Genomic DNA, 20076 nt, shown 5'->3' on the forward strand with positions numbered 1-20076 from the left:
GCGCAGGGGACGGTCAGCCGTCCTGGGAGGCGGAGGGCGAGGCCGTCGCGTCGGTGACCGGCGCGGTGAGCAGGACGGGCGGGGCGAGGCCGGGGACGGTGGGCCAGGTGTTCAGGCCGAGCGAGGACGTCGTCGCGAACGGGCGTATCAGCGGGGACGTCGCCGCGGCGCCGGCCCTGGCCGGTGTGCCGGCCGGGTGCTGGGCGGACCGGTCGTCGAGGGCGGTGAACCCCGGCAGCAGCGGTGCCGACACCTGGGTCGGGGCGATCCCCGAGCCACCGGCGGACTGCCGGCCGCTCTGCCCCAGGGCGAGCAGCGGTCCGCCCGCACGCCGGCGCTGGTTCTCGGGGGTCGTGGCCGTGCCGGTGCCGCCCGTGCGCGCCGGGGTGACGTTGGTGCCGCCGGAGCCGCTCCGGGCCTCGGCCGTGTCGGCGGGCACGCCGGTGGTGACCCCGCCGAGCGCGATCGCGGCGAGGGACACCGCCCCCGCGGCGACGAACGCGAAGCGGCGCCCGCGCGAGGCGGAGCGGTCGGCGTCGGACCGGCCGACGTCATGGATGCGGAAGCCGCGCCCGGTCGCCGGGTCGGACGGCAGCAGGGCGTGCGAGCCCGCGGGGACGTAGTCGAACTCGAAGCGCTCGCCGCGCCTCATGCCGAACACGCCGGCGGGCCGTCCGCCGAGTCCTCCGGCGAATCCTCCCCCGGCCGACGGCGAGCCACCGCCGTCCGTGTCACCGCCCCCGGGGAGCCCCTGGAGCCGGGCCAGGAGGCTCTCGGAGGGGGGCGGCGGGGCCGCCTCCGCGAAGACGTTCTTCAGCCGCCGCTGGGCGTCGACCTCGGCCTTGCACTTCGGACAGGTGGCGACATGCGCCAGCACACGCTCACGCGTGTCATGACCGAGCTCGCCGTCGACCAGGGCGGCGAGTCGGTCCCCCAGATGCTGCTCTGCGAGGCGCTCCTCGGCAGGTTTCGGCCATGATCCACTCACGCGGACGCGCCCCCTCCTCCCAGTGCGGGAATGCGGGCGGCGAACGAGCGGCGCTCGGCGCGCGCCTGCGGCGAGCGGTGTGCGAGCGCCTTGCGCAGCTGGGAGCGGCCGCGGTGGATGCGGGAGCGGACGGTGCCGAGCTTCACGCCGAGGGTCGCGGCGATCTCCTCGTACGACAGTCCTTCGATGTCGCACAGGACGACCGCGGCGCGGAACTCGGGCGCGAGGGTGTCGAGGGCCTGCTGGACGTCGGCGTCGAAGTGCGCGTCGTTGAAGACCTGCTGCGGCGACGGCTCACGGCCGGCCAGCCGCTCGGCCGCGTCCTCGCCGAGGGCGTCGAAGCGGATGCGCTGCTTGCGGCGGACCATGTCCAGGAACAGGTTCGTGGTGATGCGGTGCAGCCAGCCCTCGAAGGTGCCCGGCGAGTAGGTCGACAGCGAGCGGAAGACGCGGACGAAGACCTCCTGGGTGAGGTCCTCGGCGTCGTGCTGGTTGCCGGTGAGACGGTAGGCGAGCCGGTAGACACGGCCGCTGTGCGTGCTGACGATCTCCTCCCAGGTGGGCGGAGTCCACGCCTGCCCGTCCGCGTCGGTGGAGAAAGTCGCGGTCTGGGCCTGGCCAGCGGCGTGGCGGTGGTCAGCAGCGGTGTCGTTCACGGATTTCGGCCTGCCCGCCGACCCGAGAAAGCGCCGCAGCACTCCTCCCCGATCCACAGGCGCAGCCGCACCTCCCCTGTCGGCTCTGGTGGTGTCCAGCGGAGCCCCTACCATAGCCACCTCGCCCGTTAGGACCGGATAAGCGGTTTTACGAGAATTTGATCTGCGCTGGTCCGGCTCATGCGGCTGCGTCAGCACTTGCTCGGCGCCCCGCCCGTCGTCGTGATCCAACTGTGTCCCCCCGTACTCGTCCACACCCCTCTAAACGCCCGGTCCCATCTGCGGGTTCCCGTCGCCAACGGATACAGTCACGCCGAGGCAACCAGGGGACAGGAGAGGGTCATTACCGGCAACCGGCAGACGAGCTGGGCGTTCGCCGACGCCTATGTCGCCGAGGACGAAGCGCTGCACTGGGCCCGTGAACGGGCACGGGAAGCAGGGCTGCGCCCGGTGACGCCGGGCACCGGCGCCGCGCTGCGGTTGCTCGCCGCCTCCGTCGACGCCAAGGCGGTCGCGGAGATCGGTACCGGGACCGGTGTCTCCGGTATCCACCTGCTGCACGGTATGCGCCCCGACGGCGTCCTGACGACCGTCGACACCGAGCCGGAGCACCAGCAGTTCGCCCGCCAGGCCTTCCGCGCCTCCGGTTTCGCCAGCAACCGCGCCCGCTTCATCCCCGGCCGCGCCCTGGACGTCCTGCCCCGCCTCGCCGACTCCGGCTACGACCTCGTCTTCTGCGACGGCGACCGGCAGGAGGTCCTGGACTACCTCGCTGAATCGTTGCGCCTGCTGCGTCCGGGTGGTCTGGTGGCCTTCGAGGGCGTCTTCGCGGGCGGCCGCACGGTCGACTCCGGGCCGCAGCCCACGGAGGTCGTACGGCTGCGGGAGCTGCTGCGCGCGGTGCGCGAGAGCCAGGAGCTGGTGACGTCCCTGCTGCCGGTGGGCGACGGGCTGCTGTGCGCCGTCAAGAGGTGACCTGCGCGAGGCGAACCGCCCCAGGCGACCGGCGCCCGGGTGGCCGCCGCGAGGTGACCGGCGCCCCGGTGGCCGCTCGTCGTGGCGGGCCGAAGCCCCGGGAGCCCCGGGGAAGCCGTGGGAACGCGGCCGCCCCGGCACCTCAATGAGATACCGGGGCGGCCGAAAGGTATGGTCGCTTGCGCGTCAGCCCACAACCTTCTTGAGGGCATCGCCGAGCGCGTCGGCCTCGTCAGGGGTCAGCTCGACGACAAGCCGACCGCCGCCTTCGAGCGGAACGCGCATGACGATGCCCCGCCCCTCCTTGGTCACCTCGAGCGGGCCGTCGCCCGTCCGCGGCTTCATGGCCGCCATGCTCGTTCCCCTTCCTGAAACCAGCTCATCGTCAAAGCCGACGGCCCGCAGACGGGGCACGCCCCAGTGCGAGGGCACGCGGGATCCTTGCGCAGGACACGCGACACCGGCATCGAACACATTGCTTCCAAGCCATTATCCCGCATCTCACGACCCGATGACCAACATCGGTCGGCATCGCTTGGGCAACGCGCGCGAGCAAAACCACTCAATTCGGCGGTGTGACTGCGATACTGCGCGGCCCGTCGGACATCCGGCGGCCAAGAACCGTCTCATTTTCTTTGACGCAGGTCACACCTCTCCCCAGGTCCTGGTCCGCCATGCTGTCCTTCGGACCATCAGCGCGTACCGACCGGTACGCCGTGCCGCGACCGATGGAGGGGACTGCCCCATGGCCGACACCGTGCTCTACGAGGTGAGCGACGGACTGGCGACGATCACGCTGAATCGCCCGGAGGCGATGAACGCGCTGAACATCGCCACCAAGGTCGCGCTGCGGGATGCCGCGCGGGCCGCCGCCGACGACACCGCCGTACGGGCGATCCTGCTGACCGCGGCGGGCGACAGGGCCTTCTGTGTGGGGCAGGACCTCAAGGAGCACGTGGGCCTGCTGGCGGCCGACCGGGAGGCCGGTGAGGGCCAGACGATGAGCACGGTGCGTGAGCACTACAACCCGATCGCCCGGGCGCTGGTGGAGGCCCCGAAGCCGGTCGTGGCAGCGGTGAACGGCGTGGCCGCGGGGGCAGGATTCGGGTTCGCGCTCGCCGCGGACTACCGGGTCGTGGCCGACACGGCCTCCTTCAACACGTCCTTCGCGGGGGTGGCGCTGACCGCGGACTCCGGGATCTCCTGGACGCTGCCCCGGGTGATCGGGCCGAGCCGGGCCATGGACCTGCTGCTCTTCCCCCGCAACGTCAAGGCCGCGGAGGCGCTGGAGCTGGGGATCGCCAACCGGGTCGTGCCCTCCGCCGAGCTGCGGGCCGAGGCGGAGAAGGTGGCGCGGGGTCTGGCCGAGGGGCCGACGGTGGCGTACGCGGCGCTGAAGGAGTCCGTGGCGTACGGGCTCGTCCACTCCTTCTCCGAGACCCTGGAGAAGGAGGACGAGCTCCAGGGGCGGGCGGGGGCGTCGGAGGATCACGCCATCGCCGTGCAGGCGTTCGTGAACAAGGAGAAGCCGAAGTACCTCGGGCGGTAACCGCGCCCGCGCGGAGCCGCGTGGCGATACGGCCCCGCGGCCCTAACCACCTCGACGGGCACAACCCTCCAGGTGATCGTCCACCAGCCCGCACGCCTGCATCAACGCGTATGCCGTCGTCGGGCCCACGAAGCGAAGACCCTTCTTCTTCAGGGCCTTCGACAGGGCGGTGGACTCCGGGGTCACCGCGGGGACGTCGGCCAGGGTCTTCGGTATCGGGCGGGCCGCAGCATCCGGGGCGTACGACCAGATCAGCGCGTCCAGGTCACCCGGCGACCACTCCGCGAGGACCTTCGCGTTGGCGAGGGTCGCGTCGATCTTCGCCCGGTTGCGGATGATGCCGGCGTCGGTGAGGAGGCGGTCGCGGTCGGCGTCCGTGAAGGCGGCGACCGCGGCGATCTCGAAGCCGGCGAAGGCGGCGCGGAAGCCGGGGCGGCGGCGCAGGATCGTGATCCAGGAGAGCCCGGACTGGAAGGCCTCCAGGCTGAGGCGCTCGAAGAGGGCGTCGTCGCCGTGGACGGCGCGGCCCCACTCCTCGTCGTGGTACGTGACGTAGTCCTCGGTGGACAGGGCCCAGGGGCAGCGCGGGGCGCCGTCGGGGCCGGGGATCGCCTCGCTCACCGCTGCTCCTCCGGCTCGGGCTTGTCCAGGGGCACCCGGGGGGCGGCGGCGCGGGCGCCGGCCAGCGCGGACTCCAGGTCGGCGATGCGGGCGTCGCGCTCGGCGAGCTCGGCGGCGACCCGGTTCAGGGCGTCGTCGACGTCGGACATGCGGTAGCCGCGCGCGGCGAGCGGGAAGCGCAGGGTGTCGATGTCGGCGCGGCGCAGCGGGCGGTCCGGCGGGAGCTGGTCCCACAGCCGCTGGGGCGCCGCCTCGGGCAGGGGTCCGCCGCCCTCGCCGCCGCCGACCACGGCGAGTGTCACCGCGCCGACCACGACGGCGAGCGCGAGAACCAGGAACAAGAACATAACCATCGCTGAGGTCCCCAGGATCGGCGCCGAATGTGTCAGGGTCCGATCGTGCCATGCGACGCTGACGGTTAGGGTCGCAGACGGCCGAAGACCAGCGCGTACGAGGAGAGGTCACAGGGGATGCTCAGGCTGGGCAAGCGGGAGTTCGACCCGCACGAGCCGGTGATCATGGCGATCGTGAACCGGACCCCGGACTCCTTCTACGACCAGGGAGCCACCTTCCGGGACGAGCCCGCGCTCGCCCGGGTCGAGCAGGCGGTCGCGGAGGGCGCGGCCATCGTCGACATCGGCGGCGTGAAGGCGGGCCCCGGCGAGGAGGTGACCGCCGAGGAGGAGGCACGGCGCACGGTCGGCTTCGTCGCCGAGGTGCGGCGGCGCTTCCCCGACGTGGTCATCAGCGTGGACACCTGGCGGCACGAGGTCGGTGAGGCCGTGTGCGAGGCGGGCGCCGACCTGCTCAACGACGCCTGGGGCGGGGTGGACCCCCGGCTCGCGGAGGTCGCCGCGCGGTACCGGGTCGGCCTGGTGTGCACCCACGCGGGCGGGGCGGAACCCAGGACGCGCCCGCACCGGGTGACGTACGACGACGTCATGGCGGACATCCTGCGGGTCACGGTGGGCCTGGCCGAGCGGGCCGTCGCGCTCGGGGTGCCGCGCGAGTCGGTGCTGATCGACCCCGGGCACGACTTCGGCAAGAACACCCGGCACAGCCTGGAGGCGACGCGCAGGCTGCCGGAGATGGTGGGGACCGGCTGGCCGGTGCTGGTGTCGCTGTCGAACAAGGACTTCGTGGGCGAGACGCTGGACAAGCCGGTCAAGGAGCGGGTGCTGGGCACGCTCGCGACCACCGCCGTGTCGGCGTGGCTGGGCGCGCAGGTGTACCGGGTGCACGAGGTCGCCGAGACGCGGCAGGTGCTGGACATGGTCGCGGCCATCGCGGGCCACCGGCAGCCGGCGGTGGCCCGCAGAGGGCTGGCGTAGCGCCGGGCGGCTCAGTCCCGGCCGGCCTCCTTCGACACCAGGGCGACCGCCTCGTCCACGTCGTCGGTGACGTGGAACAGCAGCAGGTCCCTCTCGGACGCCTTGCCCTGGGCGACCAGCGTGTTCTTCAGCCAGTCGACCAGGCCACCCCAGTAGGAGGTGCCGAACAGGACGATCGGGAAGCTGGTGACCTTCTGGGTCTGCACCAGGGTCAGGGCCTCGAAGAGCTCGTCGAGCGTGCCCAGGCCGCCGGGGAGGACCACGAACCCCTGGGCGTACTTGACGAACATCATCTTCCGGACGAAGAAGTACCGGAAGTTCAGACCGATGTCGACGTACGGGTTGAGCCCCTGCTCGAACGGCAGCTCGATGCCCAGGCCGACGGAGGTGCCGCCGGCCTCGCACGCGCCCTTGTTGGCGGCCTCCATCGCGCCGGGGCCGCCGCCGGTGATGACCGCCCAGCCGGCCTCGACCAGGCCGCGGCCGAGGCGGACGCCCGCCTCGTACTCCGGGGAGTCGGGGCGGGTGCGGGCCGAGCCGAACACGCTGATCGCGGGCGGGAGTTCGGCGAGGGTGCCGAAGCCCTCGATGAACTCCGACTGGATGCGCAGGACCCGCCAGGGGTCGGTGTGCACCCAGTCCGAGGGGCCGCCCGCGTCGAGCAGGCGCTGGTCGGTGGTGCTGGAGGTGACCTGGCTGCGCCGCCGGAGGACCGGCCCCAGGCGCTGCTCCTCCGGCTGTGTGCCGTCCTCAGGAATGCCGGTGGCCATATGCGCTCCCTCCACTCGTTCTTTCCGCCTCAGGGTAGATCTACGCGGGTTACGCGCGGGGGACCTCGGCGTATCCGCAACTAGACGGTCAGCCAGTTCCTCAGCCGTTCCTCGCCCGCGAGGATCTTCGCCGTCTCCACGCGCTCGTCCCGCTTGTGCGCGAGGTGCGGGTTGCCGGGGCCGTAGTTGACGGCCGGGATGCCGAGCGCGCTGAAGCGGGAGACGTCCGTCCAGCCGTACTTGGGCTGCGGGGTGCCGCCGACCGCCTCGATGAAGGCGGCGGCCGCGGGGTGGGACAGGCCGGGCAGGGCGGCGCCGCTGTGGTCGTCGATCACGAACTCCTCGACGCCGCAGTCCGCGAACACCTCGCGGACGTGCGCGACGGCCTCCTCGGGCGTGCGGTCGGGCGCGTAGCGGAAGTTGACGGCGACCACGCACTCGTCGGGGATGACGTTGCCGGCGACGCCGCCCTCGACGCGTACGGCGTTCAGGCCCTCGCGGTACTCCAGGCCGTCGATGACCGGGTAGCGCGGCTCGTAGGCGGCGAGGCGGGCGAGGATCGGGGCGGCGGCGTGGATGGCGTTGGAGCCCATCCAGCTGCGCGCGGAGTGGGCGCGCTCGCCCTTCGTCCTCAGCAGCACCCTGAGCGTGCCCTGGCAGCCGCCCTCGACCTGGCCGTCGGACGGCTCCAGGAGCACCGCGAAGTCGCCGGCCAGCCAGTCCGGGTGCGTCTCGGCGATGTGCTTGAGGCCGTTGAGGTCGGCGGCGACCTCCTCGTTGTCGTAGAAGACGAACGTCAGGTCGCGGTTGGGGGCCGGGACGGTGGCCGCGATCCGCAGCTGGACGGCGACGCCCGCCTTCATGTCGCAGGTGCCGCAGCCCCACAGCACGCCGTCCTCGTCGAGGCGCGAGGGCACGTTGCCGGCGATGGGCACGGTGTCGATGTGCCCGGCGAGGATCACGCGCTCGGCCCGGCCCAGGTCGGTGCGGGCCACGACGTTGTTGCCGTGCCGGTCGACCCTGAGGTGCGGCAGGGCGCGCAGGGCGTTCTCGATCGCGTCCGCGAGCGGCTTCTCGGTGCCCGACTCGGAGGGGAAGTCCACGAGCTGCGCGGTGAGCCGGGCGGCGTCCAGGGTGAGGTCAAGCGGGGTATCGGCCATGGCCCCGACCCTAACGCCGGCGCCCGGCCGCGTGCCGCGCCCGAACGCCTCGCAGGACACCGGGCGGCCCGCCCGCCGGGATTCGAACACCCTCCGTCCGACCGGCCGGACGAAAACCGAACATCCTCCGCTACCTTGTACGGCGTGTCCGAGCCGTCCCCCACCCCCCGGCGTCGAGGCCGCACCGGTGCGGCCTTCCTCGTGCTGCTCGCGCTCGCGGGCTATCTCGTCGTCCAGTACGACAGCGGCGGCGCGGGCGAGCCCGACTGCCGGGTCGTCGCGGCCGACGGCAGGGGTGAGGCGTACGAGCTCACGCCGGAGCAGGCGGTGAACGCGGCGGCGATCACCGCGGTGGGCGTGGACCGGGGCCTGCCGGAGCGGGCGGTGACGATCGCGCTGGCGACGGCGCTGCAGGAGTCGGCGCTGCGCAACATCGAGCACGGCGACCGCGACTCCCTAGGCCTGTTCCAGCAGCGGCCCTCGCAGGGCTGGGGCACCCCGCGGCAGATCATGGACCCGGCCTACGCGGCGGGCATGTTCTACGCGCACCTGGAGAAGGTGCCCGGCTACACCGGGCTGCCGCTCACCGACGCCGCCCAGCGGGTGCAGCGCAGCGGCTTTCCGCTGGCGTACGCCAAGCACGAGCACAACGCCTCGCTGCTCGCCGCCGCCCTGACCGGCCGGGCCGCCGCCACGCTGACCTGCGAGGGCCGGCCGGCGGGCGCCGTGACCGCGAAGGGGCCGAACGCGGTGCGCGACGCGCTGGTACGGGACTTCGGGCGGGACGCGATGGCTCCGGCGGGCGCGGAGGTGGGCGCCGAAGGCGCGCGGGGTGCGGCGGGTCCCGTCGCGGCGCGGACGAGCGGGCGCACGGTGAGCGTGCCGGCGGGCTCGCGGCAGCGCGGCTGGCAGCTGGCGCACTGGGCGGTGGCCAACGCCTCGGCGCTGCGCATAGAGCGCGTCACCTACGCCGGGCGGGAGTGGACCGCCGGGACCACCGACAGCGAGTGGCGGCCGGCCGCCGCCTCGGACACCGTACGGATCGTCACCGCGCAGTAGTGCGACCCCTCACCCGTGGGGGTTGTGCGGCCACTCCCGGGGCCGGGGGGCGCGCAGGTATGCGCGGTGTCACTCCTGTGGTCGCCGCAGCCCTTGGGAATCAAGAGCTGTAAGGATTCGGCAGATTCCCGCGGCGGACTCCCTTTGCCCGTTTTTATCCACAGCAGATAATGCGACGCATTACCAACTCTTTGCGTTATCTCGCCGCAACCTCGACGGGTTTCGAGCGGTAGTCACGGTGTCCGCGCGCCGTCGATCACCGGGCGCGGTCGGACTTCACACGTTCCCTCCCGTCAAAGGAGCATCATGTCCCTCCCCCTGACCCGCCGGATCGCCCGTGCCGCGCTGCTCGTCGCTGCGGGGGCGGCTGCCGGGGTCGGTGCGGCCGGCTCCGCGAGCGCTGCCCCCGACCTGCCCGCCACCCCGAACCTGGGCGGCCTGACCGCCCTGGACGGCGCGCACGTCGGCAACACCGCCGACCGCGCGGCGCAGGACGTCACCGGCATCGCGGGCGAGGCCGGCGGCAAGGCGGTCGAGCAGGCCGTCCCGGCCGTGGGCAAGACCGGCGGCAAGGCCGTGAAGAAGGCCACGCCCGCGATGCAGAAGACCGCAGGTGAGGCGGCCGGCACCACCGGGGGCATCGTCGGCGACACCGCCTCCACCGCCACCAAGGGCGGCCTGCCGACCGACGGCCTCACCAAGGGCGGCCTGCCCACGGACTCCGTCACCGAGGGCGGCATCCCGGCGCACACCCTGCCGGTGAAGGACCTGCCGCTGGGCTGAGACACCGGACGCAGCGGCGACGGGGCCCGGGGGAACCTCTCCCCCGGGCCCCGTCGGCGTGTGGCGCGGGCTCAGGCCGTCAGACGCTTCACCGCCGCCGCGACCCGTTCGTCCGTCGCCGTCATCGCCACGCGGACGAACCGCCCGCCCGCGGTGCCGTAGAAGTCGCCGGGTGCCACCAGGACGCCCAGCTCGGCCAGGTGCGCGACGGTGTCCCAGCAGGACTCGTCGCGGGTCGCCCACAGGTAGAGGCTGGCCTCGCTGTGCTCGATGCGGAAGCCGTGCGCGAGCAGGGCCTCGCGCAGCGCGGCGCGGCGGGCGGCGTAGCGCTCGCGCTGCTCGGCCACGTGCGTGTCGTCGCCGAGCGCGGCCACCACGGCCGCCTGGGTGGGCGCGGAGGTCATCATGCCGCCGTGCTTGCGGATCTCCAGCAGCGGGCCGAGCACGGCCGGGTCGCCGGCCAGGAACGCGGCCCGGTAGCCCGCCAGGTTGGAGCGCTTGGACAGCGAGTGCACCGCCACGACGCCGTCGTAGCTGCCGCCGTTGACGTCCGGGTGCAGCACCGAGACCGGGTCGGCCTCCCAGCCCAGCTCCAGGTAGCACTCGTCGGAGAACACCAGCACGCCGTGCTCGCGGGCCCAGGCGACGATCCGGGTCAGCTCCTCCTTGGGCAGCACCCGGCCGGTGGGGTTCGACGGCGAGTTCAGCCACAGCAGCTTCAGCCCGGCCGGGTCCAGCTCGGTCGGGTCGTCGTAGACCTCGTACTCCGCGCGGGCCAGCCGCGCCCCCACCTCGTACGTCGGGTACGCCAGCCGCGGGTAGGCCACCCGGTCGCCGGGGCCGAGGCCCAGCTGGGTCGGAAGCCAGGCCACCAGCTCCTTGGAGCCGACGATCGGCAGCACATGGCGGTGCGTGACCTCGACCGCGCCCAGCCGGCGGGTCACCCAGCCGGTGATCGCGTCCCGCAGCTCGGGCGTGCCCCACACGGTCGGATAGCCCGGGGAGTCGGCCGCGGCGATCAGCGCCTTCTGGATCAGCTCGGGCACCGGGTCGACCGGCGTGCCGACCGACAGGTCGACGATGCCGTCCGGATGGGCCGCGGCCGTCTTCTTGTACGGCTCCAGCTTGTCCCAGGGGAAGGTGGGCAGGCGGTCGGACACTGCGGACACGGGATCTGGCTCACTTTCTGGTCGTACGGCCGTACGAGCCGCCGTACGGCTGCTTCCGGCTGATACGGCAAACGCCTCGGTCCCGTACGGCGATCAGGACGGTGATCGGGCCGTACGGGACCGAGGCGGCGCGGGTGCTGCGGGCCGCCGTCAGCCGTTCTGCGGCGGGAGCGCGGCGATGAACGGGTGGTCCCGCTCGATCAGACCCAGCTTGCTGGCGCCGCCCGGGGAACCCAGGTCGTCGAAGAACTCGACGTTCGCCTTGTAGTAGTCCTTCCACTCGTCCGGGGTGTCGTCCTCGTAGAAGATCGCCTCGACCGGGCAGACCGGCTCACAGGCACCACAGTCGACGCATTCGTCCGGGTGGATGTACAAGGACCGCTGGCCCTCGTAGATGCAGTCGACCGGGCACTCCTCGATGCACGCCTTGTCCTTGACGTCGACACAAGGCTGCGCGATGACGTAGGTCACGCTGTCGTTCCTCCTCGATAGGGCGCTGGCGGGCCTCCTCAGGCTCCGCCGCCTGGCGCGCGGGAGCGCGGCGTCGTCGATGCCCGCCCCTAGTATCTCCGTTCTTGGGCACGATCCGAACAGGAGGGGTGGACCGACCTGTGGAAATCTCCGCGGCAGGGCGCCTTGAGGTCCGCATCACCGCTGCTGACGTGGGCAAACGCGTCTCCGTACGGCGGTTGAGCGAGCCTGGCGCCTCGGTAGAGAAATTCACCGACACGGTGGGTGTTCTCACATCATGGGACGACGGTGTGCTGGTGATCACACGCCGGGACGGCGAACAGGTGCGGATCGCGGCATCGTCGCTGGTCGCCGGGAAGATCGTGCCCGCCGCCCCGGCGCGCCGCAAGGGCCCCGCGGCGGCCTACGAGGAACTCGCGCGGATCTCCGCGCGCGCCTGGCGGCCCGTGGAGAGCGAGCGGCTCGGCGAGTGGGAGCTGCGCGCCGCCTCCGGATTCACCCGGCGCGCCAACTCCGTGCTGCCGCTCGGCGATCCGGGTCTGCCGCTCGACGACGCCCTGACCGCCGTACGCCGCTGGTACGGCGAACGCGGCCTGCCCGCCTACCTCCAGACGGCCACCGGCGCCGCGGGCACGCAGGAGCTGCTGTGCGCGGAGCTGGCGGAGCGCGGCTGGGTGCGCGAGGTGACGGCCGAGCTGTGGACCGGGGCGCTGGCGCCGCTCGCGGACGTCGACGAGCCGGGCGGGGTGACGCTCTCCCGGACCGCCGACGCGGCCTGGCTGGCCCGCTATCAGCGCAAGGGGCTGAGCGACGTGGCGCTGCGCGTGCTCGGCAGCGGGCCGTCGGTGTGGTTCGCGTCCGTGCCGGGTGAGGGCGGTGAGGGCGGTAGGGGCGGCACCCCCGCCGCGATCGGGCGGCTGGTGGTCGACGGGCGCTGGGCCGGGTTCGCCGCCGTCGAGGTCGCCCCCGAGCGGCGGCGCGAGGGCCTGGCCACCGCCGTCATGGCCGCGCTGGCCCGCCGGGCCCTCGACGAGGGCGCCTCCGCCGCCTGGCTCCAGGTCGAGACCGACAACGCCGCCGCCCGCGCCCTGTACGCCGGGACGGGCTTCGCCGCACACCACGCCTACCACCACTACCGCGAGCCCGGCACGTCCCCCGCGGGCCGGTAGCGATCACGAAGGAAGGGCACGGGCCAGATATGCGCGAACGCTCCGCCGAGCTGCGCCGCCGGTTCTCCGAGGAGGCCCGCTCCGAGCGGCCCGACCTGTCGCTGATGTGCCTGCTGGTGGGGGCGGAGGCGGACGGCACGCTGGACGAGGCGGGCATGGACGCGGTGCAGGTCGAGCTCGACGAGCTCGCCGGACAGGTGCCGTACCGGCCGTCGTCGCCGCACGCCTGGGCGGAGGCCCTGCGGGACCTGCTGGGCGGGCGCCACGGCTTCGCCGGCTCCCCCGCCGACTACCAGCACCTGGAGTCCTCCCTCCTGCACCAGGTCGTGCGGCGGCGGCGCGGGCTGCCGATCCTGCTGTCCGTGGTGTGGATCGAGGTGGCCCGCCGGGCGGGAGCACCGGTGTACGGCGTCGCCCTGCCGGGGCACTTCGTCGTCGGGTTCGGGACCACGCAGGAGCAGGTCCTCGCCGACCCCTTCGACGGTGGCCGGGTGCTCACCGGGACGGACGTCGACCTGCTCGTGGTGGGGGCGACGGGGGCTCCGCTGGACCCGTCGATGCTGGTGCCCGCGGCGCCCTTGGAGGTGGTCTCGCGGATCCTCAACAACATCCGGGCGTGGGCGGCCGCACGGCCCGAGCGGTCCGACGTGGCGCTGTGGGCCGTGGAGTTGGCGCTGCTGCTGCCCTCGCATCCGGCGCGCCTGCGCTACGAGCGGGGGCAGGTACTGGTGCGGCGCGGCGAGTTCGTCGCGGGGGCCGAGGAGATGGAGACCTACGCCGATCTGGTGGAGGTCGTCGACGAGTCGCTGGCGGAGCGGGTGCGCGGGGAGGCGCTGGCGGCGCGGGCGCTGCTGAACTGAGCGGCCTGCCATGGGCCCGCTCCGCCGGGGGGCTTCCGTCGTTCCGCGGGCGCGGGTCCGTCGTGGCTCGTCGCGCGCACGCGGCGGAGCCGCGCATCGATACGGCCCGCGCCCTGGGGGGCACTCGGTTCTGGTGCGGGTGCCCCCCTGGTGAGACCTGCCCTCAGTTCGGGTTCGTCTCGATGACCGCCGTGCGCTCCGCCTTGGTCTTGCCCCGCAGGGCCTTGCGGAGGGCGCCCACGACGTCCTCGGGCAGGACACCGCGCTTGCCGGTGGCCGTCTCGATCTGCACGCCGTCGAAGGTGCTGCCGTAGGCCTCCTTGAGGGCGTCGAGGTCGTAGGTGTCGACGAGCTTCCCGTCGATGGCCTTGACGCCGAGGATCCTGGGCAGGGACAGCGAGCCGAAGTCGATGCTGTGGGCGTCGTCGACCTTGATGGTGACGCGGTCGGACATCGCGGGCTCCGCGAACTCCTTCATCATCCGGTCGACCTCGGCGTTGCTGACCGTCGGCTGCCGGGTCGTGGTGGGGACCTTCACCGGCGCGGTCGTACCCGACTCCACCTGGGTGCGGAACGCGTCCTCCACGGCCTGGCCGGCCTGGTCGACGGCGATGCCCTTGCCCGGCTTGCCGTAGACCGCGACCGCCTTGCCGGAGGCGAAGCTGATCGTGCCCTCGGTGACCGAGCCGGAGCCGCCCGCGGCCGTCGTCAGGGCGGAGTGCAGCTTCTCCTCGTCGACCGGCATGACCGGCTCCACGACCCGCTCGTTGCCGAACAGCGAGCCGATCACCGAGACCGGGTTGTAGTCGCTGGTCGCGGCCTCGCGGACGGTGGCCTGGGTGTCGAACTGCAGGCCCGCCTGGTCGGGCTTCAGGGCGACCGTCTCGTCGCCGACGCTCAGCTCGAGCGGGTTGTCCACCCGGTCGCCGAAGGCCTCGTCCAGCTTCTTGACGGCCTCGTCGCGGGTGCCGCCGCCGATGTCCACGCCCAGCACGGTGGTGCCCTTGGGCACGTCCGAGTGGTTCATCAGCAGGCCGGCACCGTACGCCCCCGCGGCGAGCACGACGACGCCGCCGCAGAGCAGCACCAGCTTGTTGCGGCCCTTCTTCCTGGCGCGGGCCGGCGCCGCCGCGGGCACGTTCCGCTGCACCGGCTCGGGCAGCTTCGGCGGGGTGTGCCGCGCCGGGCCGTCGGTGCCGGGGCCCGTGAAGTCGTGGGCGTCCTGCGGGACGACCGGGATGCCGCTGGTGACGGTGTGGCCGGAGACGTTGTCCACGGGGCCGCCGGGGTACGGGGTGCCGCCGGGGGGCTCGGGGGCCGGCTTCTGCGGGGTGAGGATCGCGGTGTCGTCGCTCATGCCGCCACCGGGGACGCCCGGGCCGCCGGGGTACGGGGCGCCGCCGGGCGCGCGGTGGGCGGCGGGGGCGCCGGGGCCCGCGGGGCCGTTGTGCGGGCCGCCGGGACCGCCGTGGCCGGCCGCGAGCGGCGGGACGAGCGGGCCGTCGCCGGTGACCGGGCCTGTGGTGGGGCCGGCGGGGCCCTGCGGGGCGCCCCGGCCGTCGGGGCCGCCGAAGCCGTTCGGGCCGCCCGCGGGGGCCTGGGGGCCGGGGCCGGCGCCCTGTCCGTCCTGGGGGCCGTCGGAGAAGTACGGCAGTTCGTCGCGGCGCGGCTCGTCGGCGCCGGGGCGCGCGGTGCCGCCCAGCGCGCCGGCCGACAGGGCCTCGGTGACGTCGAAGGAGCCCGTGCCGCCGCCGTGCCCGGGAGCCACGGGGCCGCCGGTCGCGCCGGGCAGACCGGCGCCGTTGGTGCCGTTCGGGCCGGAGGTGCCGTTCGCGCCGGTCGTGCCGTTCGGCCGGGGACCGCCGGGCATGTTCATGGAGCCGACCACGCCACCGGGGCGGCCGGCGCCGGGACGCGGGCCGCCGGGCGCGGGGGCACCGGGGCGCGCGCCGGTGGGGGCGCCCGCGGGGGCACCCGCGGCAGCGCCCGTGGAAGGCGCGCCCGAAGTGCCGGACGCAGGGGCGCCGTTGCCGGGGCCGCCGGCCGGGGCGGGCTTGCCGGCAGCGGACTTGCGCGGGGCGAACCAGTCGCTCGTCTTCTCCTCGGCGCCGCCCTGGGCGGGCTCGGCCGGGGCCTCGGCGGCGGGCGCGGCCGGGGCCGCGGGCGCCTCGGGCTCGCCGGCGGTGTCGCCGGCCTCGCTCTCACCGACGGGCTTGCGCACCACGACCGGCGGGATGGGCCGGGACCCGGGGATGTTGATCCGGATGCGGGTCGTCAGCGTGGTCTCGGTCTTGCGTTCCTCGGGCGCGGGCGAACGGCCCGCTCCCGCGCCCCCGTCGGCGACCACTGGGGTGCCGTACGGCGGCGTGCCCGAGGGGTATGCGGCTCCGCCGCGCCCGTTGGGCCCGGAGGACGGACTGTCAGTTTCACGACTCAAGGCAGGTTCTCCCGGTTGGCTCCGCCGCCCGTTGCGACCTCACTCTGCTTGGGGGGTCCCCCCCGGCCCGAGCGAAGTCGAGCGCTGGGGGAGGCTCGGCGGCGCGCACCACCATACTGGCCGCTTGTGGCGCGTATCCCACGACCGCTGGGGAAACCCCCACGGGACTCGCACGCGCACGTGACGGCGAAGTGGTACGTCACTTCCCAAGTCGGACGGCGGGCCCGCCCGGTTGCCGCCCCGGCGCAAGCGTGGCGCACATCACAGCGACGGCCATGCCACCGAGCAGGAAGAGGTAGGAGCCCGCGCCCGCCGCGAACACGAAGTCCCCTTCCGGGCGGCTGGCGGTGAGCAGGACGACGGCGACCATCCAGCCGGCCGCACCCGCCACGGCCCCGCCGCGCCCGCCGGTGGCCCGGGCCGCGCCCAGGAACAGCCCGGCCGCGCCGAGCAGCGCGAGCAGCAGACCGCCGGGGAACCAGCCGGACTGCACCAGCGCCCCGGCCGCGCCGACGACCGCGCCGAGCAGCACGAGGAGCAGATGGACGACGACCCGCGCGGGCGAGGGCGCCCGCAGCGGCTGCGCGAGCATCGAGACACGGTCGTCGCTCACGAGGCCACCCCGATCCCGGCGAACAGGTCGCTGTCGTCGCCCTCGGCGCGCTCGCCCCGCACCAACTCGTAGTACTCGTCGGCGAACAGGGGCTGCGCGAGCTCGTTGGAGAGCGCGAAGTAGGGCTCCGCGACCTCGATCTGCGTCGCGTGCGCGCGCATCGCGGCGGCCTTCGCGGCGACGTGCTCGGGGGCTGCGGGCACGCGCGTGGTCACCTGCTCGTCCGGCACGACACCGGGTACGTCGGCGACGGTCGCGCTCTTGTCGAACGGCAGCTCGGCGAGGTCGTGCCGCAGCCGTGCGAACGCCTCCTCGGCGACGGTCCGCGGGACCCTGTTCCAATAGACGCGCTCGACCGGGCAGCCCTCGTCCTCGGCCAGCTCGACGGCTCGCATCGCGACGCGGTGCGCCTGGATGTGGTCGGGGTGGCCGTAGCCGCCGTCGGGGTCGTAGGTGACGAGGACCTGGGGCCGCACCTGGCGGATCACCTCGAGCAGATGCCCCGCCGCCTCGTCCACGTCGGCCCCCCAGAACGCCCCGGGCAGCCCGTTGTCGGCCAGCCCCATCATCCCGGAGTCCCGGTACCGGCCGGCCCCGCCGAGCTGCCGGAAGTCCTCGACCCCCAGCGCGTCCATGGCCGCGGCCAGCTCCTGCCGCCGGTACTTCCCCAGCGCGTCCCCGCCCAGGTGCCGCAGCTCCGGCGGAATGACCTCTCCCAGCTCGCCGAGCGTGCAGGTCACCAGGGTCACGTGGACCCCCTCGGCGGCGTACCTGGCCATCGTCGCGCCGTTGTTGATCGACTCGTCGTCCGGGTGCGCGTGCACCAGCAGGAGCCGCCGGGCAGGGGGTTCGCTCATGGGGCAAGGGTACGAGGTGAGGCGACGACAGCGGGTTCGCACCCGGCCCCCGGCGGGCTCAGAAGCTGATGCTGCCCACCATGTCCGCGATGTTCGTGGTCAGTTCGTTGATCGTGGGCGACAGGGTCGAGGAGGCGAGGTAGAAGCCCAGGAGCATGCAGACGACTGCATGTCCGGCCTTCAGTCCCGACTTCTTGATCAGGATGAAGACGATGATCGCCAGCAGCACCACCGCCGAAATCGAGAGTGCCACGGCGGTTCACCTCCACTCAGAGCACGCCAACCAGTAAGCCGACCGTAAATACATACCAATGCCAGCAGGTTCATACCCACGTAGCGTTAGTGATCATAGCTATCCGTGCGCGCGCATCGCTGGGCGCACGGATGCGCAAGGGAGCGCATGGCCAATCATGGTCGGCATCGCCCGTAGGGTCGGGTCATGACGATCGAGCCTGCTGACTCCTTCCCCCGACGGCATGCCCGGACACAGCGGTTCACGCTCGGCGCGCCGCGTTCGTTCACGGTCGCGCCGGACGGTTCGCGTGTCGTGTTCCTGCGCTCGGCCTCCGGCACGGACCGGGCCGGCGCCCTGTGGGTCCTCGACCTGGCGGACGGCCGGGCCGAGAGCCGTGAGCGGCTCGCCGCCGACCCCCTCGGCCTGCTCGGCGGCGGTCGGGAGAGGCTCTCCGCCGAGGAGCGGGCGCGCCGGGAGCGCAGCCGGGAGGGCGGGGCCGGGATCGTCGGGTACGCCACCGACCGGGCCGTGGAGCTGGCGGCCTTCGCGCTGTCCGGCCGGCTCTTCGCGGCGGAGCTGCGCGCCGGGACCACGCGTGAACTGCCCGTCCCGGGGCCGGTGATCGACCCGCGGCCCTCCCCGGACGGGCGTCTCGTCGCCTATGTCCGCGCAGGTGGGCTCCGGGTCGTCGGGGCGGAGGGGCAGGACGACCGGGTGCTCGCCGAGCCCGAGGCGGACGGCGTGTCGTACGGGCTCGCCGAGTTCGTCGCGGCCGAGGAGATGGGGCGTTCGCGGGGGTTCTGGTGGTCGCCGGAGTCGGATCGGCTGCTGGTCGCGCGCGTGGACGACACGCCGGTGCGGCGGTGGTGGATCTCGGACCCGGCGCAGCCGGAGCGTGACCCACAACACGTCCCCTATCCGGCTGCCGGGACGGCCAACGCGGACGTGCGGCTGTTCGTCCTGGGGCTCGACGGGGTGCGGACCGAGGTCGTCTGGGACCGGGCGCGGTACCCGTATCTCGCGCATGTGCACTGGTCAGCGGCGGGGGCGCCGCTCATCCTCGTGCAGGCGCGGAACCAGCGCAGCCAGCTGTACCTGGCCGTGGACCCGGACACCGGCGCCACCCGGATGGTGCACGCGGACGAGGACCCGATTTGGCTTGATCTTTTCGCCGGGGTGCCCTGCTGGTCGCCCTCCGGGCAGCTCGTCCGGATCGCGGACGAGGGTGGTGCGCGGGTGCTGGCGGTGGGGGAACGGCCGCTGACGGGGGCCCAGTTGCATGTGCGGGCCGTGCTCGACGTGGGCGCAGACGACGTGCTCGTCTCCGCCTCGGCCGGCGTGGACGCCGCCGCCCCCGAGATCGGTGAGGTGCACGTCTACCGGGTCAACGAGCTCGGGGTGGAGCGCCTCAGCGACGAGCCCGGCGTGCATTCGGCGGTGCGCGCGGGGGGCGTGACCGTGCTGGTGTCGGCGACCCTCGGGCGCCCCGGGGCGCGGGTGCGGGTGCTGCGGGACGGGAAGGCGACGGCGACTGTCATGTCGTACGCCGAAGATCCCGGTTTGTCCCCGCGCATACTGCTCACCGAGGGGGGCGCACGCCGTATCCCGTGCGCCCTGCTTATGCCTACGGACTACGACGGAGTCACTCCCCTGCCGGTGCTGCTCGACCCCTACGGCGGTCCGCACGGGCCGCGGGTGGTGGCGGCGCACAACGCGCACCTGACCTCGCAGTGGTTCGCGGACCAGGGGTTCGCGGTGCTGGTCGCCGACGGGCGGGGCACGCCCGGGCGTTCGCCCGCCTGGGAGAAGGCCGTCCACCACGCCTTCACCGCCTCCCTCGACGACCAGGTCGACGCGCTGCACGACCTCGCCCGCTCGCACCCGCTGGATCTGTCGAGGGTCGCCGTCCGCGGCTGGTCGTACGGCGGTTGGCTGGCCGCGCTGGCGGTGCTGCGGCGGCCGGACGTGTTCCACGCGGGGATCGCGGGGGCGCCGGTGACGGACTGGCGGCTGTACGACACCCACTACACCGAGCGCTACCTGGGCGATCCCGCCGCCGACGCCGCGGTGTACGCGCTGAACTCGCTGGTCACCGACGAGGGCCTGTCCTCCCCCGCCGAGCCGCACCGGCCGCTGATGATCGTGCACGGGCTCGCCGACGACAACGTGGTCTTCGCGCACGCCCTGCGCCTGTCCTCGGCCCTGCTGGCCGCCGGCCGCCCGCACGAGGTGCTGCCGCTGTCCGGCGTGACCCACATGACCCCGCAGGAGCAGGTCGCCGAGAACCTGCTGCTGCTCCAGGTCGACTTCCTCAAGCGGTCCCTGAAGCTCGCCTGACACGGCGACGGGCCGGGATGACATGGTGCACCCCGG

At 73.6% G+C, this 20076-nt stretch carries 21 protein-coding genes; 8 read left to right on the top strand and 13 right to left on the bottom strand.

Features of this window, described 5'->3' with window-relative positions; translation table 11 throughout:
• Positions 1-13: 13 nt before the first annotated feature.
• Positions 14-988, bottom strand: coding sequence for an anti-sigma factor family protein (locus tag ACIGXJ_RS16700; RefSeq protein WP_399645367.1), 975 nt, complete (start codon positions 986-988; stop codon positions 14-16).
• Positions 985-1758, bottom strand: a complete 774-nt coding sequence (gene sigE / locus ACIGXJ_RS16705) for an RNA polymerase sigma factor SigE (RefSeq protein WP_399645370.1) — start codon at positions 1756-1758, stop codon at positions 985-987. The genes ACIGXJ_RS16700 and sigE overlap by 4 nt, the downstream gene beginning before the upstream one ends.
• 66 nt (positions 1759-1824) lie before the next feature.
• On the opposite strand from sigE, the gene ACIGXJ_RS16710 reads away from it, so the two are divergent.
• The gene (locus ACIGXJ_RS16710) at positions 1825-2619 is read left to right on the top strand and encodes an O-methyltransferase (RefSeq protein WP_399645373.1); all 795 of its coding nucleotides are present in this window, start codon (positions 1825-1827) and stop codon (positions 2617-2619) included.
• A gap of 186 nt (positions 2620-2805) precedes the next feature.
• On the opposite strand, the gene ACIGXJ_RS16715 is transcribed toward ACIGXJ_RS16710, so the two are convergent.
• The gene (locus ACIGXJ_RS16715; RefSeq protein WP_003966491.1) at positions 2806-2973 is read right to left on the bottom strand and encodes a DUF3117 domain-containing protein; all 168 of its coding nucleotides are present in this window, start codon (positions 2971-2973) and stop codon (positions 2806-2808) included.
• 391 nt (positions 2974-3364) lie between these two features.
• Here ACIGXJ_RS16715 and ACIGXJ_RS16720 point away from each other — a divergent pair, with 391 nt between their 5' ends.
• Positions 3365-4168 carry an enoyl-CoA hydratase/isomerase family protein gene (locus ACIGXJ_RS16720; protein WP_399645376.1) on the top strand — a complete coding sequence of 268 codons (804 nt, stop codon included), beginning with the start codon at positions 3365-3367 and terminating at the stop codon, positions 4166-4168.
• A 42-nt stretch (positions 4169-4210) separates the two neighbouring features.
• Here the strand turns inward: ACIGXJ_RS16720 and ACIGXJ_RS16725 are convergent, their stop codons facing one another.
• A complete protein-coding gene (locus ACIGXJ_RS16725; RefSeq protein ID WP_399645379.1) occupies positions 4211-4789 on the bottom strand; it encodes a DNA-3-methyladenine glycosylase I in 579 nt (192 codons plus the stop codon).
• Complete coding sequence (locus ACIGXJ_RS16730) at positions 4786-5136, bottom strand: DivIVA domain-containing protein (protein ID WP_399645981.1); 351 nt, start codon at positions 5134-5136, stop codon at positions 4786-4788. Before ACIGXJ_RS16730 ends, ACIGXJ_RS16725 begins: the two co-directional genes overlap by 4 nt.
• 123 nt (positions 5137-5259) lie before the next feature.
• On the opposite strand from ACIGXJ_RS16730, the gene folP reads away from it, so the two are divergent.
• Positions 5260-6120 carry a dihydropteroate synthase gene (gene folP / locus ACIGXJ_RS16735; protein WP_399645382.1) on the top strand — a complete coding sequence of 287 codons (861 nt, stop codon included), beginning with the start codon at positions 5260-5262 and terminating at the stop codon, positions 6118-6120.
• Positions 6121-6131: 11 nt separating this feature from the next.
• Here folP and ACIGXJ_RS16740 read toward each other — a convergent pair whose 3' ends face one another.
• Together ACIGXJ_RS16740 and dapE are read right to left on the bottom strand one after the other, a co-directional pair.
• Positions 6132-6890: a TIGR00730 family Rossman fold protein gene (locus ACIGXJ_RS16740; protein WP_399645384.1), complete on the bottom strand. Its 759-nt coding sequence runs from the start codon at positions 6888-6890 to the stop codon at positions 6132-6134.
• A gap of 80 nt (positions 6891-6970) precedes the next feature.
• Positions 6971-8050, bottom strand: coding sequence for a succinyl-diaminopimelate desuccinylase (gene dapE / locus ACIGXJ_RS16745; protein ID WP_399645387.1), 1080 nt, complete (start codon positions 8048-8050; stop codon positions 6971-6973).
• 144 nt (positions 8051-8194) lie between these two features.
• On the opposite strand from dapE, the gene ACIGXJ_RS16750 reads away from it, so the two are divergent.
• Positions 8195-9109 (top strand): heavy metal transporter, encoded by a 915-nt coding sequence (locus ACIGXJ_RS16750; protein ID WP_399645389.1) that lies wholly within the window; start codon positions 8195-8197, stop codon positions 9107-9109.
• 306 nt (positions 9110-9415) lie between these two features.
• Positions 9416-9892, top strand: coding sequence for an ATP-binding protein (locus tag ACIGXJ_RS16755; RefSeq protein ID WP_399645392.1), 477 nt, complete (start codon positions 9416-9418; stop codon positions 9890-9892).
• Positions 9893-9963: 71 nt separating this feature from the next.
• Here the strand turns inward: ACIGXJ_RS16755 and ACIGXJ_RS16760 are convergent, their stop codons facing one another.
• Positions 9964-11061, bottom strand: a complete 1098-nt coding sequence (locus ACIGXJ_RS16760; RefSeq protein WP_399645395.1) for a bifunctional succinyldiaminopimelate transaminase/glutamate-prephenate aminotransferase — start codon at positions 11059-11061, stop codon at positions 9964-9966.
• A 150-nt stretch (positions 11062-11211) separates the two neighbouring features.
• Positions 11212-11532, bottom strand: coding sequence for a ferredoxin (gene fdxA / locus ACIGXJ_RS16765; RefSeq protein ID WP_399645398.1), 321 nt, complete (start codon positions 11530-11532; stop codon positions 11212-11214).
• A gap of 140 nt (positions 11533-11672) precedes the next feature.
• Between fdxA and ACIGXJ_RS16770 the strand changes: the two genes are divergently transcribed.
• Both ACIGXJ_RS16770 and ACIGXJ_RS16775 read left to right on the top strand, forming a co-directional pair.
• A complete protein-coding gene (locus ACIGXJ_RS16770) occupies positions 11673-12701 on the top strand; it encodes a GNAT family N-acetyltransferase (RefSeq protein WP_399645983.1) in 1029 nt (342 codons plus the stop codon).
• Positions 12702-12730: 29 nt separating this feature from the next.
• Complete coding sequence (locus ACIGXJ_RS16775) at positions 12731-13561, top strand: tetratricopeptide repeat protein (RefSeq protein WP_399645402.1); 831 nt, start codon at positions 12731-12733, stop codon at positions 13559-13561.
• A gap of 163 nt (positions 13562-13724) precedes the next feature.
• Here the strand turns inward: ACIGXJ_RS16775 and ACIGXJ_RS16780 are convergent, their stop codons facing one another.
• From ACIGXJ_RS16780 to ACIGXJ_RS16795, 4 genes are all read right to left on the bottom strand, one after another.
• A complete protein-coding gene (locus ACIGXJ_RS16780) occupies positions 13725-15998 on the bottom strand; it encodes a hypothetical protein (RefSeq protein ID WP_399645404.1) in 2274 nt (757 codons plus the stop codon).
• A gap of 199 nt (positions 15999-16197) precedes the next feature.
• Positions 16198-16590, bottom strand: coding sequence for a DUF6113 family protein (locus ACIGXJ_RS16785; protein WP_399645985.1), 393 nt, complete (start codon positions 16588-16590; stop codon positions 16198-16200).
• 17 nt (positions 16591-16607) lie between these two features.
• The gene (gene mshB, locus ACIGXJ_RS16790) at positions 16608-17468 is read right to left on the bottom strand and encodes an N-acetyl-1-D-myo-inositol-2-amino-2-deoxy-alpha-D-glucopyranoside deacetylase (protein ID WP_399645406.1); all 861 of its coding nucleotides are present in this window, start codon (positions 17466-17468) and stop codon (positions 16608-16610) included.
• A gap of 58 nt (positions 17469-17526) precedes the next feature.
• Complete coding sequence (locus ACIGXJ_RS16795) at positions 17527-17721, bottom strand: hypothetical protein (RefSeq protein WP_399645409.1); 195 nt, start codon at positions 17719-17721, stop codon at positions 17527-17529.
• 186 nt (positions 17722-17907) lie between these two features.
• Here ACIGXJ_RS16795 and ACIGXJ_RS16800 point away from each other — a divergent pair, with 186 nt between their 5' ends.
• Positions 17908-20040, top strand: a complete 2133-nt coding sequence (locus tag ACIGXJ_RS16800) for a prolyl oligopeptidase family serine peptidase (RefSeq protein ID WP_399645411.1) — start codon at positions 17908-17910, stop codon at positions 20038-20040.
• Positions 20041-20076: the final 36 nt, after the last annotated feature.

Origin of the sequence: Streptomyces sp. NPDC053367 (genome assembly GCF_044545925.1) — a bacterium.
Lineage (GTDB): Bacteria > Actinomycetota > Actinomycetes > Streptomycetales > Streptomycetaceae > Streptomyces.

What these genes read in the sequence shown, in the direction of transcription:
- ACIGXJ_RS16715 (WP_003966491.1), bottom strand. Translation starts at nt 2,973, where the DNA reads ATGGCGGCCATGAAGCCGCGGACGGGCGACGGCCCGCTCGAGGTGACC.
- dapE (WP_399645387.1), bottom strand. Translation starts at nt 8,050, where the DNA reads ATGGCCGATACCCCGCTTGACCTCACCCTGGACGCCGCCCGGCTCACC.
- ACIGXJ_RS16800 (WP_399645411.1), top strand. Translation starts at nt 17,908, where the DNA reads ATGACGATCGAGCCTGCTGACTCCTTCCCCCGACGGCATGCCCGGACA.
- mshB (WP_399645406.1), bottom strand. Translation starts at nt 17,468, where the DNA reads ATGAGCGAACCCCCTGCCCGGCGGCTCCTGCTGGTGCACGCGCACCCG.
- sigE (WP_399645370.1), bottom strand. Translation starts at nt 1,758, where the DNA reads ATGGTAGGGGCTCCGCTGGACACCACCAGAGCCGACAGGGGAGGTGCG.
- ACIGXJ_RS16755 (WP_399645392.1), top strand. Translation starts at nt 9,416, where the DNA reads ATGTCCCTCCCCCTGACCCGCCGGATCGCCCGTGCCGCGCTGCTCGTC.
- folP (WP_399645382.1), top strand. Translation starts at nt 5,260, where the DNA reads ATGCTCAGGCTGGGCAAGCGGGAGTTCGACCCGCACGAGCCGGTGATC.
- ACIGXJ_RS16710 (WP_399645373.1), top strand. Translation starts at nt 1,825, where the DNA reads ATGCGGCTGCGTCAGCACTTGCTCGGCGCCCCGCCCGTCGTCGTGATC.
- ACIGXJ_RS16785 (WP_399645985.1), bottom strand. Translation starts at nt 16,590, where the DNA reads ATGCTCGCGCAGCCGCTGCGGGCGCCCTCGCCCGCGCGGGTCGTCGTC.
- ACIGXJ_RS16730 (WP_399645981.1), bottom strand. Translation starts at nt 5,136, where the DNA reads ATGTTCTTGTTCCTGGTTCTCGCGCTCGCCGTCGTGGTCGGCGCGGTG.
- ACIGXJ_RS16775 (WP_399645402.1), top strand. Translation starts at nt 12,731, where the DNA reads ATGCGCGAACGCTCCGCCGAGCTGCGCCGCCGGTTCTCCGAGGAGGCC.
- ACIGXJ_RS16720 (WP_399645376.1), top strand. Translation starts at nt 3,365, where the DNA reads ATGGCCGACACCGTGCTCTACGAGGTGAGCGACGGACTGGCGACGATC.
- ACIGXJ_RS16740 (WP_399645384.1), bottom strand. Translation starts at nt 6,890, where the DNA reads ATGGCCACCGGCATTCCTGAGGACGGCACACAGCCGGAGGAGCAGCGC.